Annotated in this window: 11 protein-coding genes; 4 read left to right on the top strand and 7 right to left on the bottom strand. The window is 65.7% G+C overall.

Annotated features, from left to right (window positions below):
* The first annotated feature begins 82 nt into the window (after positions 1–82).
* Complete coding sequence (bioC, locus tag BLR66_RS15750) at positions 83–964, top strand: malonyl-ACP O-methyltransferase BioC (RefSeq protein WP_093289209.1); 882 nt, start codon at positions 83–85, stop codon at positions 962–964.
* 235 nt (positions 965–1199) lie between these two features.
* Here bioC and BLR66_RS15745 read toward each other — a convergent pair whose 3' ends face one another.
* From BLR66_RS15745 to BLR66_RS15735, 3 genes are all read right to left on the bottom strand, one after another.
* Positions 1200–1628, bottom strand: a complete 429-nt coding sequence (locus tag BLR66_RS15745) for a ketosteroid isomerase-related protein (RefSeq protein ID WP_093289206.1) — start codon at positions 1626–1628, stop codon at positions 1200–1202.
* A gap of 112 nt (positions 1629–1740) precedes the next feature.
* Positions 1741–2352 carry a YdcF family protein gene (locus tag BLR66_RS15740; RefSeq protein WP_093289203.1) on the bottom strand — a complete coding sequence of 204 codons (612 nt, stop codon included), beginning with the start codon at positions 2350–2352 and terminating at the stop codon, positions 1741–1743.
* On the bottom strand, positions 2349–3308 hold the full coding sequence (locus BLR66_RS15735) for a pyridoxal-phosphate dependent enzyme (RefSeq protein ID WP_093289200.1): 960 nt from the start codon (positions 3306–3308) through the stop codon (positions 2349–2351). The genes BLR66_RS15740 and BLR66_RS15735 overlap by 4 nt, the downstream gene beginning before the upstream one ends.
* Before the next feature lie 171 nt (positions 3309–3479).
* Here BLR66_RS15735 and BLR66_RS15730 point away from each other — a divergent pair, with 171 nt between their 5' ends.
* A complete protein-coding gene (locus BLR66_RS15730; RefSeq protein ID WP_093289197.1) occupies positions 3480–4073 on the top strand; it encodes a hypothetical protein in 594 nt (197 codons plus the stop codon).
* 410 nt (positions 4074–4483) lie between these two features.
* The gene (gene mnmG / locus BLR66_RS15725) at positions 4484–6373 is read left to right on the top strand and encodes a tRNA uridine-5-carboxymethylaminomethyl(34) synthesis enzyme MnmG (protein WP_093289194.1); all 1890 of its coding nucleotides are present in this window, start codon (positions 4484–4486) and stop codon (positions 6371–6373) included.
* A 112-nt stretch (positions 6374–6485) separates the two neighbouring features.
* Here mnmG and BLR66_RS15720 read toward each other — a convergent pair whose 3' ends face one another.
* Positions 6486–8837, bottom strand: coding sequence for a Tex family protein (locus BLR66_RS15720; protein ID WP_093289191.1), 2352 nt, complete (start codon positions 8835–8837; stop codon positions 6486–6488).
* 261 nt (positions 8838–9098) lie between these two features.
* Here BLR66_RS15720 and BLR66_RS15715 point away from each other — a divergent pair, with 261 nt between their 5' ends.
* Positions 9099–10343, top strand: coding sequence for a sialidase family protein (locus tag BLR66_RS15715; RefSeq protein ID WP_093289188.1), 1245 nt, complete (start codon positions 9099–9101; stop codon positions 10341–10343).
* Positions 10344–10526: 183 nt separating this feature from the next.
* Here BLR66_RS15715 and BLR66_RS15710 read toward each other — a convergent pair whose 3' ends face one another.
* Genes BLR66_RS15710 through BLR66_RS15700 form a run of 3 tightly spaced genes read right to left on the bottom strand, consistent with a single transcriptional unit; the run spans position 10527 to position 17275 of the window.
* Positions 10527–11612 (bottom strand): winged helix DNA-binding domain-containing protein, encoded by a 1086-nt coding sequence (locus BLR66_RS15710; protein WP_093289185.1) that lies wholly within the window; start codon positions 11610–11612, stop codon positions 10527–10529.
* A gap of 15 nt (positions 11613–11627) precedes the next feature.
* Positions 11628–15467 (bottom strand): translocation/assembly module TamB domain-containing protein, encoded by a 3840-nt coding sequence (locus BLR66_RS15705; RefSeq protein WP_255402688.1) that lies wholly within the window; start codon positions 15465–15467, stop codon positions 11628–11630.
* Entirely contained in the window at positions 15467–17275 is a 1809-nt protein-coding gene (locus tag BLR66_RS15700; RefSeq protein WP_093289182.1) for an autotransporter assembly complex protein TamA, read from the bottom strand. The genes BLR66_RS15705 and BLR66_RS15700 overlap by 1 nt, the downstream gene beginning before the upstream one ends.
* Positions 17276–17709: the final 434 nt, after the last annotated feature.

Raw genomic sequence — 17709 nt, 5'->3', positions numbered from 1 at the left:
CGCGCGAGCCTGCCTTTGCGACTTACGTCGCTCCTACGGTTTCATGAGATCGCATCAGAGATTTGCAGCAGAATCCTCTTCAATGAACACCCCTTTCGACCACCGCCAGATCCGCCGCGCTTTTTCGCGTTCCGCCTCCAGCTACGATGCGGCCGCCGCCCTGCAGCACGAGGTCGAGAAGCGCCTGCTCGAATCGCTGGACTATCTGGGCGAGCGCGCGCCGCAAGTAGCGTTGGATGTCGGCAGCGGCCCGGCGCACGCGGCCGCGGCGATGCGCAAGCGTTGGCCGCGTGCGCAGGTGGTGGCGCTGGACATGGCCCTGCCGATGTTGCGCGAGGCGAAGAAGCATGCGGGCTGGTGGAAGCCGTTCGCGCGCGTGTGCGCCGATGCGCGCGCGCTTCCTTTCGCCGACGGCAGCGTGGACGTGTTGTTCAGCAACCTGTGCCTGCAATGGGTGGAAGATTTGCCGGCGGTGTTCGCCGGATTCAGACGCGTGCTCAAGCCGGGCGGGCTGTTGCTGTGTTCCACCTTCGGCCCGGAAACGCTGATCGAATTGCGCGACGCCTTCGCACAGGCCGATGCGACGCCGCATGTCAGCCGGTTCCCGCCCATCGCACAATTCGGCGATGCGCTGCTGATGTCGGGTTTCCGCGACCCGGTGGTCGACCGCGACCGCTTCACTCTGACCTACGATGACCTGCCGGCATTGATGCGTGAGTTGCGCGCGATGGGTGCGACCAATGCGCTGCAATCGCGCAGGCACACCTTGACCGGACGCTCGCGATTCGCCGCCGCCAGCGCCGCCTACGAAGCCTTCCGCCGCGACGACGGCAAGCTGCCCAGCACCTGGGAAGTCATCTACGCCCATGCCTGGGCGCCGCCGCCGGGCGCGCCGATCCGCGGGCAGGGCGAGGAAGTAGCCTCGGTGCCGATATCGGCGATACCGATCCGTCGTCGCGAATGAGTGCTTGGGATTAATCCCTCTCCCTTGATGGGAGAGGGTGGCCGAAGGCTGGGAGAGGGTGAGCCGGAGCCGGTAGCGGTGAACAATCCTTACACGTCGAGTGTATGAAGAGCCAAAGCACGCATCACTACGCTCGCACACCCCTCTCCTGCCCCCGTATCAAGTACGGGGCAGGCTCTCTAGCGATCATGCAGCTCTGGACCCACGACTCGCGCGTCGGGGGCGTAGCCCCGACCTACGCTGAAACCTGCGCGATCCAGTCCTGCAGGTTGTAGTAGTTGCTGACCCGGGCGATGCGGTCTTCACGTATCTCGAAGAACGCGCCGCCGGGCAGCACGTATTTCTGGCCACGGGCGGGCGGCAGGCCCTCATCGGTGGCGTGGTATTGGCCGTGCACCACGTATTCGGCTGCGGCGCGGTCGCCGTCGATGGCGGCCAGCACAACGATGTCGCGCAGCTGTTCGCGGTAGCTGGCCTGCATCCGCGCCAGGAAGACCGCGAACGCCTCGCGTCCGATTTCGCGCCCGCCCTGGTTGAGGTCATGGGCCACGTCCTCGGTCAACAGCGCCAGCATGCCGTCCCAGTCGCCGCGGTTGAAGGCGGAGTAATAGGTCAGCACCAGCTCAGTGGCGCGGTCCTGCTTGCGGTTGCCATCGATCTTCATGCACGGATCCCCTGGATGCCTGATCAGCGTTTCATCATAGCGCCGGCACCCCGTTCGACGGCATTCGCCCGTTCCCGGGCGCGGCCATAGGCTGCGCAGTTATCGGCTGCAGCTATCGAGTCTTCACGAACAGGTCGCGATGGAAGAAATACACCTCCTGCAACAGGAAGCGCTTGCGCGTCTCGAAGCTGCGGAAGCGGCTGGTGGGGGTGGACGATCCCAGCGCGTCGATGCCCGCTTCCCGCGCCAGCCGCAGCGCCCGCGCCATATGCAGGGGATCGCTGACCACGATCGCGCGCTTGAACCCGTGCGCCTTCATCAGCACCGCCGCCTGCTGCAGGTTCTGGTGGGTGGTGCGCGACCGGGTTTCGATCAGGATCGCCTGCCGCGGCACGCCGTGTTTCAACGCATAGCGCTGGGCCACCTGCGATTCGGAGAACCGCGCGCCGTTGCCGAAACCGCCGGTGAAGATGAGGTGCTTGGCCAGGCCGCGCTGGTAAAGGTCGATGCCATGGCGGATGCGTTCGGCGAACACCGGCGAAGGGCGGGCGTCGTAGGCGGCGGCGCCCAGCACGATGATCACATCGGCGGGTGCGGCCTGGTCGCGCTCGCCGACCCACACGATGTAGGAGGCCACGCCCACCAGCCACAGCGCCAGCAACAGCAGCAGGCGCCAGGCCCAGCCCAGCGCGCCGCGACGTTTGCGCTGGCGGGGCGCGCTCACTTGGCGCTCCAGGGCAGAGCGTCCAGGTCGACGTTGCCTCCGGACAGCAGCAAGCCGACGCGCCGCCCGGCGAAGCGTGCGGAGTGTTGCAGCACCGCCGCCAGGGCGATGGCCGAAGAAGGCTCCACCAACTGCTTGGTGGTCTGCCAGAGCAGGCGCATGGCTTGCAGGGTGTCGGCGTCGCGCACCGTCAGCACTTCCACCGCGTGTCGCCGCAGCAGTTCGAAATTCGGTTGCCCCAGGGTGCCGCGCAGACCGTCGCAGACGGTGTCGGGAACGAAATCGACGAGACGCTCGCCAGCGGCCAGCGAACGCGCGGTGTCGGCGGCGCCTTCCGGTTCGGCCAGCACCACCCGGCAATCCGGCAACAGGGCCGCCGCGGCGATCGCGGTACCCGCGGCCAGGCCGCCGCCACCCACCGGCACCACCAGCACTTCCAACTCCTCCACGGCATTGAGCAATTCCAGCGCCGCAGTGCCCTGGCCCGCGATCACCCGCGGATCGGTGTAGGGATGAACCAGGACCGCGCCGGTTTCGCGCTGCACCTGCAGGCACTTCTCCTCGCGCGCGGCGATGCTGGGTGCGCAGGGGTGCAGGGTCGCGCCGTAGCGCTGGATCGAGGCCAGTTTGGCCGCCACCGCGCCCTCGGGCACCACCACATGGCAGGCGATGCCCCGGGTCTGGGCGGCCAGCGCCAGCGCCGCGCCATGGTTGCCGGAGGAATGGGTGACCACGCCCGCGCGTGCTTGCGCCTCGGAAAGCGCCCAGACCGCATTGCACGCGCCGCGGAACTTGAATGCGCCCACCCGTTGCAAATGCTCGGCCTTGAAGTGCAGCTGCGCCGACGCCAGCGTGTCCAGCGTGCGCGAACGGAGTACCGGAGTAACGTAGGCGTGGGGCGAAATACGTGCGGCGGCGGCCAGGATGTCGTCGAAGCAAGGCAGGGAGTCGGGCATCCCCAAAGATTAGCGTATCCCTTGCCGGTCCCGGACCCGCCGAAGCCAACCGGCATCGGCACATGGGCCGAGCACATGAATGGAACCCGCCGTGTCCGAAGCCAGCCGGTGGAATTAAGCACCGATTCAATGCGGCAGGCAGATTCTGGCCGTACGAATCAGGGGTGTCTTATGAAAATGCGTCTGTTGACCGCACTCTTCGCCGCCGCCGCACTCAGCGGCTGCGCGACGTACGACTATGCCGGCGGCAGTGCGCCGGGCGGTTATTACTACGGTCGGCCTTCGGTGGAGTACTACGGACCTTACGGCGGCGGCTACGGGTACGGCTCGTACGGTTACGGCGGCTATGGGTACGGTGGCGGTTACGGCTATTCCCCCTATGGCTATTACGGTGGCTACTACCCGTATTACCCCTATCGGCCGCACCGTCCGCACCGCCCGGACCACAACGACGACCGGCCGCCGAGTCAGGGCGATCGACCGCCCCCTTGGCGCCGTCCCGACGGCCGCTACCAGGATTCGGGTCAGGTGATGATTCCGCCCCGCAACGGCATTCCCCAGGCTCCCAGCCAACCGCAGGTCCGCCAGGAAGGCGGCCGCTATCCGGGCATGCGGGTCAGGCCCGAGGGCGGCAACCAGCAACCGCGGATGTCGGTTCGCTCCCAGCCCCAGCCCCGCCAGATGGAAAGGCCGCGGCCGGTGGAGCGTGCGCAAACGGTCCCGCGCGCAACAAACCGCGAGCGGATAAGAACCGACGAACCCTGACACTTACCAAGGGGTCGCCCGAACGCCGCAGGCTTGTCATGACCAATTGACCGGTTGCGTCGCTTATTGACGTGATTGGAATGACAAGCCTCTATGTCGACGTCCGGTGGGGAAATCTGGATCCCCCCTGTTCCGGCCCTGCCGGGCGTCGGCGCTCATGCAAAAGCCCGGCCATGCCGGGCTTTTTGTTGGATTGGCCGCGCGTTGCAAATAAAATGGGGCCGGCAGTCCCCCGACTACCGGCCCCGCGCTCCCCCGCAGTGCACATGGCTGGCCCCTGTTCCAATTACCAGCCTGCGCCCCTGGTCGCTTGCCACGACGGGTGCAATGGGGATATCGCAGAAACCGTGCCAACTTTTCTGCCTGCCCCCGATTAGCCCCTCCTCTCCTGCAATGCGAAACTGATCGCCATGAACGCCTCTTTCCACCACTACGACGTCATCGTCATAGGCGGCGGCCACGCCGGTACCGAAGCGGCGCTGGCCTCCGCGCGCGCCGGCGCGCGCACGCTGCTGCTCACGCACAACGTGGAGACCGTGGGCGCGATGAGCTGCAACCCGGCCATCGGCGGCATCGGCAAGGGCCATCTGGTCAAGGAAATCGATGCGCTGGGCGGGGTCATGGCGCACGCCGCCGACCTGGCCGGCATCCAGTGGCGCACGCTCAACGCTTCCAAAGGCCCGGCGGTACGCGCCACGCGCTGCCAGGCCGATCGTTCGCTGTACCGCAGCGCCGTCCGCCGCATCGTGGAAGCGCAGGCCAACCTGACGATTTTCCAGGCCGCCGTCGACGATCTGGTGATCGAAAACAACACCGTGCGCGGCGCCATCACCCAGACCGGCCTGCGTTTCGACGCGCCCTGCGTGGTGCTGACCGCGGGTACCTTCCTGGCCGGCAAGATCCATGTCGGCGAAACCCAGTACGCCGCCGGCCGCGCCGGCGATCCGCCGGCCACCGCGCTGGCGCACAAGCTGCGCGAAGGTTTGTTCGTAGTCGATCGTCTGAAGACCGGCACGCCGCCGCGCATCGACGGACGTTCGCTGGACTATTCGGTGATGGAAGAACAGCCCGGCGACGATCCGCTGCCGGTGATGTCGTTCGTCGGCGACGCCTTGCAGCATCCGCGCCAGGTCTCGTGCTGGATCACCCACACCAGCGAGCGCACCCACGAAATCATTCGCAACGCGCTGCACCGCTCGCCGTTGTACAGCGGCCAGATCGAAGGCATCGGCCCGCGCTACTGCCCGTCCATCGAGGACAAGGTGGTGCGCTTCGCCGAGAAGGCCTCGCATCAGATCTTCGTCGAGCCGGAAGGCCTGGACGTGGCCGAAATCTATCCCAACGGCATTTCCACCTCGCTGCCGTTCGACGTGCAGCTGGAGCTGGTGCGCAGCATCCGCGGCATGGAGCAGGCGCACATCACCCGGCCGGGCTACGCCATCGAATACGATTTCTTCGATCCGCGCGGATTGAAATCCTCGCTGGAAACCAAGGCGGTAGCCGGCCTGTTCTTCGCCGGGCAGATCAACGGCACCACCGGTTACGAGGAAGCCGCCGCGCAGGGATTGATCGCCGGTCTCAACGCCGCGCGGCAGGTGCAGCAGAAAGAAGCGTGGTCGCCGCGTCGCGACGAGGCCTATATCGGCGTCCTCATCGACGATCTGATCACCCACGGCACCAAGGAGCCGTACCGCATGTTCACTTCGCGCGCGGAATACCGCCTGCAGCTGCGCGAAGACAATGCGGATCTGCGCCTGACCGAAACCGGCCGGGCGATGGGGCTGGTCGACGATACGCGCTGGTCGAAGTTCGCCGCCAAGCGCGATGCGATCGCCCGGGAAACCGAGCGCCTGCGTGCGGTCTGGGTGTCGCCCGGCAATGCGCTGGGTCGCGAGGTCGAAGCCACACTGGGTATCGCCGTCAGCCGCGAAACCACGGTGCTGGACATGATCAAGCGCCCGGAACTGGATTACGCCAAGCTGGTGTCGGTGCCTTCTATCGGGCCGGGGGTCGAGGACGCCAAGGTCGCCGAACAGGTGGAGATCGGGGTGAAGTATTCCGGCTACCTGGACCGCCAGCGCGAGGAGATCGAGCGCCAGCAGCGCAACGAAGACACCGCCATTCCGTCGGGCTTCGACTATGCCGGCGTGCGCGGCCTGTCTTTCGAGGTGCTGCAGAAGCTGGAGCGTGTGCAGCCGCAGACCGTTGGCCAGGCGCAGCGTATTCCCGGCATGACGCCCGCGGCGATTTCGTTGCTGCTGGTGCATCTGACGCGCGCGCGACGAAGCCGAGTCGCCTGACGTAGGAGCGACGTAAGTCGCGACGGAAAAAAGCGGGGTCTTGGTGGTCGGCCTAGAAAATACAACGCGCCTAGTCGCGACTTACGTCGCTCCTACGCACCTACCGATTCGATCAGGCGCCGCTCTTTGCTCGTGCAAACGCTGCTGCCAACGCATTATTCGCGGGTTGCGGCTTAGTCGGCTGCGTTGCAGGTTTGCCTTGCCGGCTCGGTGTTCGGCCGCGTGATGGATCCGCATCGCGCCGGTGGCTGTCCTGCGCCGGCTTGGCCACCGGCACGTCCTCCAACCGCCGTGTCAACGCGATGCGCTTGCGCGGAATGTCCACTTCCAGCACCCGCACCTTGACGATGTCGCCGGCCTTGACCACATCGCGCGGGTCTTTCACGTAGGTGTCGGACAGCGCCGAGATGTGGACCAGTCCGTCCTGGTGTACGCCGATGTCGACGAACGCGCCGAAGGCGGCGACGTTGGTGACCACGCCTTCCAGGATCATGCCGACCTTGAGGTGTTTGATCTCCTCGACGCCTTCGGCGAAACGCGCGGCCTTGAACTCGGGACGCGGGTCGCGGCCCGGCTTCTCCAGTTCCTTGAGGATATCGCGCACCGTCGGCACGCCGAACTTCTCGTCGGTGAAGGATTCCGGTTTCAATCCCCGCAGGTAGCCGCTGTCGCCGATCAGCTGCTTCACCGCGCGGCCGCTGTCCTTCACGATGCGTTCGACCACCGGATACGCTTCCGGATGCACCGAGGACGCGTCCAGCGGCTCGTCGCCATCGGCGATGCGCAGGAAGCCGGCGCACTGCTCGAAGGTCTTCTCGCCCAGGCGCGGCACCTTCAGCAATTCGCGGCGGCGCTTGAACGGGCCGTTCTGGTCGCGATGCAGGACGATGTTCTCCGCCACCGAGGCGGACAGGCCGGACACCCGCGAAAGCAGCGCGGCCGAGGCGGTGTTCACGTGCACGCCGACCGCGTTCACGCAGTCCTCCACGCGCGCATCCAGCGCGCGCGCCATGCGGTAGGGATCCACGTCGTGCTGATACTGGCCCACGCCGATCGCCTTGGGCTCGATCTTCACCAGTTCGGCCAGCGGATCCTGCAGCCGCCGCGCAATCGACACCGCGCCGCGCAGGCTAACGTCCAGCTCCGGGAATTCCTTCGCCGCCAGTTCCGAGGCCGAATACACCGAAGCGCCGGCTTCGCTGACCACGATCTTCTGCAGCTTCAACTCGGGGTGCTTGCCGATCACTTCGCCGGCCAGCTTGTCGGTCTCGCGCGAGGCGGTGCCGTTGCCGATGGCGATCAGCTCCACGTTGTGCTGGACGCACAGCTTGTGCAACGAATGCAGCGACTGCTCCCACTGCTTGCGCGGTTCGTGCGGATAGATCGTATCCGTCGCCACCAGTTTTCCGGTACGGTCGACCACCGCCACTTTCACGCCGGTGCGGATGCCCGGATCCAGGCCCATCACCGTGCGTGCGCCAGCCGGTGCGGCCAGCAGCAGATCCTTCAGATTGTCGCCGAAGATCGCGATGGCTTCGGCTTCTGCCTTTTCGCGCGCCTGGCTGAAGAGATCGAGCAGCAAATGCAGGTGCAATTTGGCACGCCAAGTCATCCGGCAACTGTCCAGCAGCCAGCGGTCGGCAGCGCGGCCCCGGTCGCTGACGCCGGCATGAAGCGCCACGCGGCCGTCGCCGTACAGGTGGCCGGCCTCCGCGTCCTTGCCGGGATCCAGGTCGAGATACAGGATTTCTTCCTTGCGCGCGCGGAACAAGGCCAGCAAACGATGCGAAGGAATCTTCGCCAGCGATTCGCTGTGTTCGAAGTAGTCGCGATACTTGGCGCCGGCCTCTTCCTTGCCCTCGGCCACGCGGGCGCGGATCACGCCCACTTCGCCCAGCCAGTTGCGCAGTTCGCCGACCAGCGCAGGATATTCGCCCCAGCGCTCCATCAGGATCGCGCGCGCGCCGTCCAGCGCGGCCTTGGCATCGGCCACGCCCTTGTCGGCATCCACGAAAGCGGCGGCGAAGATCTCCGGCGACTGGCTGGGATCGGCCAGCAATCCGTCGGCCAGCGGTTCCAGTCCGGCCTCACGGGCGATCTGCGCGCGGGTGCGGCGCTTGGGCTTGTACGGCAGGTACAGATCTTCCAGCCGCGCCTTGCTGTCGGCGGCCTCGATCTCGGCGCGCAACTCGACGGTCAGCTTGCCTTGTTCCTCGATGCTGGCCAGCACGGTGGCGCGGCGGTCTTCCAGTTCGCGCAGATAAGCCAGGCGCGTTTCCAGGTTGCGCAGCTGAGTGTCGTCCAGCCCGCCGGTGATTTCCTTGCGGTAGCGGGCGATGAAGGGAACGCTGGCGCCTTCGTCCAGCAGCGCGATGGCGGCCAGGGCCTGCGCGGTCTGGGCGCCGATTTCAACGGCGATGGTGCGGGCGATGTGTTGGGCGAGTTGCTTGGTGGTGTCCTGCATTGCGTTTTTTCGAATCGTGAATTGACAGGCCTCGATTGTGGCGGTCGCGGCGCTTGGTGGAAACCCGTTGACAGAAAGCCAATTGCAGGCTTTGTAATTGCACAATTCATAGTGTGAGAGGGCTGTGGGGGCGGCGTCCCGCCGCGAGCTTTCCCGTGAATGCCAGATTGCGCGAAGAGCTCGCGGCGGGACGCCGCTCCCACGGGGATTCGGTTGCTGCAGAGAAGGAGGTGCATCGACACAAAGCGTTATGCTTCATCCATGCGCCACTGCCTCTTGCTCCTCCTTCTCTTTCTGGTCGCCTGCGACGGCGATACTGCCGCACCGGCGCCGAGCGCACCTGTCGCCTATGGGCTGTCGGAATGGAAGTTGCCCGTGCATGCGAAGGCGGCGCAGCCCGATCTGGTGGTCGCTGCGGATGGACGGTTGCTGCTGTCCTGGATCGAAACCGAGAGAGGAAACGCGCATGCGTTGATGTTCGCGGCCTACGACGGTACTGCGTGGAGCGCGCCGCGGGAAATCGCGCGCGGCGGCGACTGGTTCGTCAACTGGGCCGACACCCCGCACCTGGCGGCCACCGCCGATGGCACGCTGTGGGCACACTGGCTGCGCCAATCGGCGAAGGCGGCCTATGCCTACGATGTGGTGCTGTCGCGTTCGGCAGATGGAGGAAACACCTGGTCTGCGCCGATCAAGGTCAACGACGATGGGACGCCGACCGAACACGGCTTCGTTTCCCTCTGGCCGCAATCGCGCGACTCCATCGGCATCGCCTGGCTGGATGGCCGCAACACCGCGGGCGGCGGGCATGGCGGCCATGAAGCGCACGGGGGTGCGATGACCTTGCGCGTGGCCAACATCGGCACGGGCCTGGAAAAATCCGCGGAGAGCGAGCTCGACCCCCGCACCTGCGACTGCTGCCAGACCGATGCGGCGATGACTTCGCGTGGGCCGCTGCTGGTCTATCGCGACCGCGACGGAGACGAGATCCGCGACATCGTGACGGCGCGTTTGGACGATGGCGCGTGGGCCTTGCCGCGCAAGGTCCACGACGACCGCTGGAAGATGCCGGCATGCCCGGTCAATGGCCCCGCGGTCGCGGCAAAAGGCACGCAAGCCTGGGTCGCGTGGTACACGGCCGCCGGCGACCTGCCCAAGGTGCGCGTGGCCCGTTCGCAGGATGCCGGGGACAGTTTCTCCGCTCCTGTCGATCTGGATAGCGGACTGGAAGTGCAGGGTCGCGTCGGTGTAACGGCCGATGGCGATGCGGTGTGGGTGAGCTGGTCGCGCGAGGGCGCCGACGGACAATCGCTGTGGCTCGCGCGTTACGACGCCGGCTTGGGCAAGGAATTGCAGCGCATCCGGGTGGCCACGCTGCAAGGCCGGGGTCGCGCTACCGGTTTTGCGCAACTGGTCGCGCACGGGGGAACGGCCTATCTGGTTTGGACCGACGTGGTGGATGGAAAACCCGCGCTGCATGGTGCGCGGCTGACCAGAAAGGTCTGAGTTTGTCTTTGAATGGAAAAATAAACTCCGTTCGTGGTGAGCCTGTCGAACCACGCTCTTAGCGAGATTCTCCAGACGAGGCACGTCAAATACCCTGCGAAAAGCATGGTTCGATGCTTCGACAGGCTCAGCACTCACCACGAACGGGAATAAAAGTTTAGTCGTAGGCGGGGCAATGCCGCCTTACGTCACCTGCACCGGCAGGCCGATGAAATCGCCATAGCGGCGCGCGGCCTTGTCCAGCGATTTCAGTTCTTTTTTAAGCAAGACGCGGAACGGACTCAGCTCCACTGTCAGGCCGGTCTTGTCGATGTTGCGCTTCCAGGTGCCCACGATGCGGCCATCGATCACCAGACTGGCGTTGAACAGACCGTTGATGCCGATGACCTGTTTGCTGAAACGCGCTTCCACCGCCTCGCTGCGATCCTTGTAGGCGACCAGGTATTCATCGAACGAAGGCAGCAGGTGCGGATCGCCGGCAGCATCCTCTTCCGATTCAGACTCTTCGCCCGAATGCAGATAAAGCCGGCCGTCGATGATTTCCTGGGCCAGGTCGGTCGCGGCCAGTTCTATGCCCAGTTGCACATCCTTGACCATCAACCCCGACCACCATGCGAAATCCTGCACCGTGGCCGGCCCATGGCTGTGGAAATAACGGCGCGCCAGTTCGGCCAGCGCCTGCTCGCGCTCCAATGTGCGGCTGTTGGGAATCCATTCGTCCAGCAGCACGAAGGTAGGTTGCTTGTCCGCGCGCGGGCCCAGGCACAGTAGACCTTCCTGGGCCAGCTGCCCGGTGATGTGGATGCCGCGCTGCTTGGCGGTGGAGATGCCGGCCTCTTCGAGCTTCGCGTATACATCGCTGCGGGTCAGCCGCTGCCCGTCCCGCAAGACTTTCACCAGCGTTTTCCGGCAGCGGGCGAGTACGGCATCGTCCAGCTCGAACTCGCGCTGCAACCGCGCTTTGTTGCTGGCGATCACGCGCGGCGCCATCAACGCCGACATCCAGCGCACGTCTTCGGCGGCGAGGAAATGCAATGTGCCGCGCATCGGCCAGGTGCGGACGATGCGGCGTTCGGCGATGGCCCGTTCCACTTGCGCCAGCGTCGCGTCCCGCGTACGCAAGCCGATCGCCCATAGCGCGGCTGCGTAGTCCTGCGCCTGCATAGCGCCCAGCCAGGAAACGGCTTCGGCGGGCGATTCGAATTTCCCGCCGACGATACGTTGCCTTTGCAGGCGCAGCCGCGCGATCCGGGAAATCTTCGTCGCCATACGCCCTGCGCTTCCCTACTTTTCCTTGCGCCAGTTCAACGAGCCGCGCGTTTCCACCGTGCTCGATTCTATTTCCGCATCGAACCCCTTGCGCAACAGGTACTTCAGCGTGATCGCCGAACCGCCGCCCACCATCGATACGCCATAGCTCACGTAGAGTTTGGGCGACAGATACTTGCCCACGCCGAACACCGAGCCGCCCAGCGTGCGCGATTCCAGCACGCCCGCATCGTCCAGGCCGATCTTGGCGCCCAGCTGCGAGGCCAGCAGGCCGGCGCCGGCGCTGAGCGCAGTGGAGGCGGCGTTGATCTTCTGGGTTTCATCGGTGCTGGCGGTGTTCAACGAACGTCCCAGCACCAGGTAGGCCAGCGCCGCCGATTCGTCCATCGACGGGTTCGACCAGACGGTGGCCTTGGGGCTGCTTGCGCGGCCGGTGACGTCGATACCGGCGGTGACGCCGGCGCTGACCACTTCGCGTTCGGCGCGGATGTTGATGCGCGGGTCGGAGACGGCGTTGTTGCTCCACACCAGCTCGCCGCGGGTGATCCGCAGCTTCTGTCCGTAGGCGGTATAGCGGCCATCGACATCGAGCCGGCCGGTGGCGGCCATTTCGCGGCCCTGGCGCGAGCGCACGTTCATGGTGCCAGCCAGCGTACCCTCCAGGCCGTAGCCGTTGAGTTTCACCGCGTCGCCCAGGGTGATGGCCATGTCCAGTTCCAGGCGCGAACTGGGCGTGCGCTCAGGGTCCGCTGGATCCAGCACCACCACGTCCTCGGAAACCGATACGCCGTCGTCGAGTTTCTCCACATCGATGGTGGCAGAAGGCACGACTACCTTGCCGCGTACCTGGATGGTGTTGTTGGCGAAGCCGACCTGCAGGTCGGGCGAAGCGACCGCCTGCAGCTCGGTAGTGTCGGCCACCAGGAAATTATTGCCGCGGATGTTGAACTGCAGCGGCGACCCTTCCACTTTCCAATCCAGGGTGCCATCCACGCTCAAGGTGCCGCCGTTGACGGTGCCGCCGGTGGAGGACACCGATTTCAGCGTGCCGTCGATGCGCGCGCTGCCGTCGGCTTGCGCGTCCAGATTGGCGATGCCGTCGGTCAGGGTGATGCCCAGCGAAGGCAGCTCGCCCTTGAACTCGGTGAGATGGGCGTCGCCGCTCAGCGCCGGCGTGCCGCGCGTGCCTGCCAGCCCGACATGCCCCTGCAGCTTGCCGGTAGGGCGCACCAGGTCGGGCGAGAATAGCTCCATCCAGAACAGGCGCGAGTTGTGGAAATAGATGTCGCCTTTGAGCGGCGCGAATTCGTCCCAGCCGGTGGCGATGGTCGCATCGACGAAACCGTCGCCCTTGAAACCGGTGCCCAGCCGGCCCTTGATGGTCTGCGGATTGAAGTCGGCGTCCAGGGTGAAGTTGTCGTAGCGCACGATCTCGCCGCGCGCGTTGTTGCCCAGCTTCAGGCCGCCATCGAGCGAGCTCAGGTGCAGTTCGCCCACCCAAGCTTTGCTGGCCGGTTTCACCGACCCTTCCAGCTTGATTTCTCCGCGCAGAGTGAGCGGCCGGCCATTGTTCGGCGGCAGCCACGGCTGCACCAGGGTCAGCGGCAGGGCGTCGGCATGCACCTGTATTCCCTGCTTCGGCCAGTTGGCTTGCGCGCACAGCGCGCCGCCGCCGCTGGCGGCCAGGCATGCGGGGGAAAGCGTGAACGCGGAGCCGTTCTGCGCATAGCGCGGGGCTTGCTGCAAGCGCCAACTGCTGCCCTTCGATGGCGTCAGCTGCAAGGCATCCAGGCTGCCCTGCCAGTTGGCGCCGCGCTTCAGCGCGGTGCCGGCCAGCGACACCGAGCCCATGGAGTTATTGGCGTCGCCGTCGAAATGCAGGTTTTCCACCGCACCGCGCGCGTCCAGACGCACGCTGTCCAGAACCATGCCGACGTCGACCGCCGAACCGCGCACTGCCAGTTCGCCACCGCTACCGGCCCACGGCAGGCGTCCGCGCACACTGAGCGCATCGGCGCTGTAGCCGCTCCACTTCAGACCGCTGCCGGTGAGATCGGCATCCACGTTGGGCGCGTTGCGCGCGCCGGTCAGCTTCAGGGTGCCGGCGATGCTGCCGTTGGCATCCGGCAGCAGATCGTCCAGATGCAGAGGCTGCAGCTTGGCGTCTATGTCGAGTTTGTCGCCGACCTTGCCCTTGGCTTCGACGCGACTGTTGCCGAGAGAGAGCGCCAGTTCACCTTCGCCCTGGTCGCCGTGCAGCGCGAACTTGCCGCGGCCGTCCAGCTTGCGTCCGCGCAGACTGCCGCCCAGCTTGGGCACGTCCAGCGTGGCATCGAAGCCGCCGGTTTCGCGTGCCTGGCCTTTGCTGGCCAGATCGCCGGACACGTTGCCTTTCCAGTCGGCCAGGAAATAACCCGGATCGAAACCGGCCAGCTTCGCGCCCAGATCCCAGCGCAGCGCCGGTTCCCAGCCCACGGTGCCGGTGGCATCCAGCGTGCCGGTCGGCATCTTCGCCTGCAGTTTGTGCAGCACCAGCTGTTCGCCGTCGCCACGGCCGTCGAAATCGACCGTGGCCTTCTGTTTCTCGCGCACCAACGTAGCCTTTCCGATCGCCGCCCATGCCTTCATTCGACCGGCGATACCCAGGTCGGCGTCTGCGCCGATTTGCGTCTGCGCATCCTGGCCCCAGCGCAATCCACGCGCATTGGCCGAGAACTTGAACACCGGATTTTCCGGGTCCTTGAAGTCGGCGCGCCCGCGCAGCGTGGTCAATCCGTCGAAGGCGCGCACCGCCAGTGGTTCCACGGTCAGCACTTCGTCGGCGATGCGGATTTTCGAAGGTTCGATGACCGCGACGAAATCGCCCTGCGCGATGCGGCCCTGCAGGTCGGCGCCGCCGCCGGCGCCTTTGGCTTTCAGGTCGAAGGCCAGCGGCATGCTGTCTTCGACGATTCCCAGCAGCGCCAGATCCAGCGATTCGGTCTTGCCGCTGAAGCTCCAGGTGGGATTCTCTTCGCCGCGCACGCCCAACGTCACCCGCACCGGCGCAGGCGCGTTGCCGGCCAGGCCCATGTCCATGCTCTTGCGGTTGCCGCGAGCCACCAATCCCAAGCGTGCAGGCGTGCGGCCCAGCGATGCCGGAAACACCGCCGTCGCCACCACATCGGTGGCGTAGCCGTTGCGCGGCTCGTAACCGCCGTTGATGTCGATGCGCCCGCGATCGCTGTCGATCGCCAGCTTCTCCGCTTTGAAATAGCCGTCACCGATATCGATGCCACCGCGTGCGTTCCGGATGTCGATCAACGGCTGCGTGCTCTGGGTGATGCGCAAACCGTCGATCGCCATGTCGTCGGCCTGGATGGCCAGCGGCATTTCGATCTGCGGCAGCAACTCGGGCCAGGTGGGCAGCTTGAAGGGTTCGTCGCTCTTGGGAATGTCCAGCGTCGCATGGGTCAGTTGCAGCGCGTCCAGACGCAGGCGCTTGCCCAGCAGAGGCCGCAGATCCGGATCCAGGTACACGCGTTCGGCGGTGAAATGGATCTTCTCGTAGCGGAAGTCCACTCCATGCAGCGTCAGCGGACCGGCAAGCGGCCCCTCCGCTTTCTTCCAAGTGAAGGAAGAGCCGGCCGGCAGGCGCGCGATGATCTGGCTCAACAGCACATCGCGTCCGGCCACGGTCTGCACCAGCCAGTACAGCGCGATGACCAGCAGTACCAGCATCGCCACCGACGCTATGCCGCTGCGGATGGCCAGCACGCGCATGCGCGCGCGCCGTTTGGCGCGCAGTTCGGCGATACGTGCGTCGCGCTCTTCCGGCGATACGTCGTCCACTACCGGTTTGCGGCGAAAAACCATTAGAACTCCGCTCCTATGCCCAGACCGATGGTGAAGGAGGAATCGGGATCGTTCAGTCCATGGGCCAGATCGATGCGGACGGCGCCCACCGGCGACTTCCAGCGCACGCCCACGCCTACGCCCGTGCGCCAGTCGAAATCGTCCGTGCCGTCGAACGCACTGCCGCTGTCGACGAACACGGCTCCGCCCCAGCTGCCATTGAAGTAATGCTCGTATTCCGCGCTGGCGGTCACCACGTTCTTGGCGCCGACGGAGAACTTGCCCTTGTCGGTCTCCACCTGAGGACCGACTTCGCGGTACTGGTAACCGCGGATGCTGCGGTCGCCGCCGGCGTAGTAGCGCAGGCTGGGCGGCATGGCGTTGAGCGCATCGGTAAAGGTGTGCCCCACTTCGCCGCGCAGGATGAAGCGGTCGCTGGCGCCGATGCCCTTGAACCAGCGCGCCTGCACATGCGCCTGCGCGAAGTTGGCGTCGGAGCCCGCGCCTTCCAGCCCGCCGCGCACGGTCACCGACCCGGCGATGCCGGCGCGCGGGAATGCCCGGTTATCGACATCCACGTAGTCGGCCGAGAGTTCGGGATAAGTGAAGGTCGCGTAGCGGTAGGTGACCGGCGCCAGCGCGCCGCCGCCGTCGTCGGCGACGCTGTAGGCCCAGCGTTCGCGCACGGTGTTCAACGAGGCGATGGCGGTCAGCTTCTCATTGATCTCGCCGCTGCGGCTGGCGCTGAACTTGAGCAGGCGTGTGTCTATGTAGTCGGTCTGCTCGTCGTAGGCCTGCAGGGCCACCGTGTACCAGCCGTCTAGATATTTGAACGCCGGAATGCGGTACTGGGTGACGAAGCTCTTGCGCTTCTGCGCGTAGTCCAGTTGCGTGGACAGTTTGTGGCCGCGCGAATTCACATAGCGCCGGTCCAGGCCGAAGCGCACGCCGGCGCCGCTTTCGGTGCCGTAGCTGATACCGGTGGTGTAGACGTCGCGCTTGGCCAGGGTGAGGTTGACGTCGATCGGCACGCGGCCTTCCACCGCGTTCTCGGGCTTGGCCTGGATGTCGATGTTGTTGAAGTAGTCCAGGCCGACCAGCGATTCGCGCAGGCGGTCCAGCTTGCCCTGGTGGAAATAGCTGCCTTCTTCCCAATACACCAGCTTGTCCAGCAGGCCGGGCCGGAACTTGGTCTGGTGGAAAGTGGTCGGGCCCATGTCGTAGCGGATGCCGCTGGCCCAGGTCAGGTCGATATCGGCGGCGCGTTCGGCACGCGTCACTTCCACCCGGCGATGGATGAAGTCGGCGTCGAAGTAACCGCGGTCGGCCAACCGGCGCACGATCTGGGTCTTGCTGGTTTCGTAGGTGGTGTGGTCGAAGATATCGCCGACCTGTGGACGGAACGCGGCCAGGTCTTCCTTGAGGTAGCGGTCGCTGCCGCCGGCGCCTTCGATGCTCAGGTCCGAGTGCCGCACGCGCACCGGCTCGCCTTTGGCCACGTTGACGACCACGGTGATGTGCTCGTCCTCGCCGCCCGGACGTGCGGCGTCCACGCTGATCTCGGGCGAGTAGTAACCGAACGGCTCCAGCGCTTCGCGCGCTTCGGCCTTGGCTTCGGTCATCAGGTATTCCAGTCGCGATTCGCCCTGGCGGCGGCCGATGATGTCGTTCAGCGACAGGGCCACATTGATGTTCTCGATCATCAACGCTTCGACTTCGTTGTCCGGGTTCAGGCCGCGGACTTCGACCTTGTCGATGGTGGAAGCTGCCTGCGCCTGGCCGACGATGGTGAGCAGAACGGCGGCGGCGAGCAGGGGGGATGAGCGCATGCGCCACAGGATACCGGGCGGGCGCGGAATGGGGTTAACCGAGGGTGAGGCCGATGGCACATTTGTGCGGGCCGTGGGGCTGCGGTTGTGTGAGTCGTGGGGTGGAAAACACGGACGAACGACTTAGTATCAGACGTCATCCCAGCGCAAGCTGGGATCCATCTTGATCTTCGCGCAGAACCAACAGCACTCGCTACGCTCGCTCCCCTCACACCCCAAGGGTGCTTGCTTCGCAGCGTCCGCCCTACGGGCACCTTCTCCCACAAGGGGAGAAGGGGGAATCAACGAATAATATCGAGCAGGCCACAATTACCACCTCTCCCCTCGTGGGAGAGGTCGACGCGCTTGCGCGGCGGGAGAGGGCAGGCGAAGAGGCATCGTCGCAGATTGTGAATTTAGCGGCCGTGTTCTCGGACCGCTTCTGCCTTTGCAAT

The sequence above is a fragment of the Pseudoxanthomonas sp. CF125 genome, assembly GCF_900104085.1.
Lineage (GTDB): Bacteria > Pseudomonadota > Gammaproteobacteria > Xanthomonadales > Xanthomonadaceae > Pseudoxanthomonas_A.
This window is presented reverse-complemented; position numbering and strand designations above follow the sequence as displayed.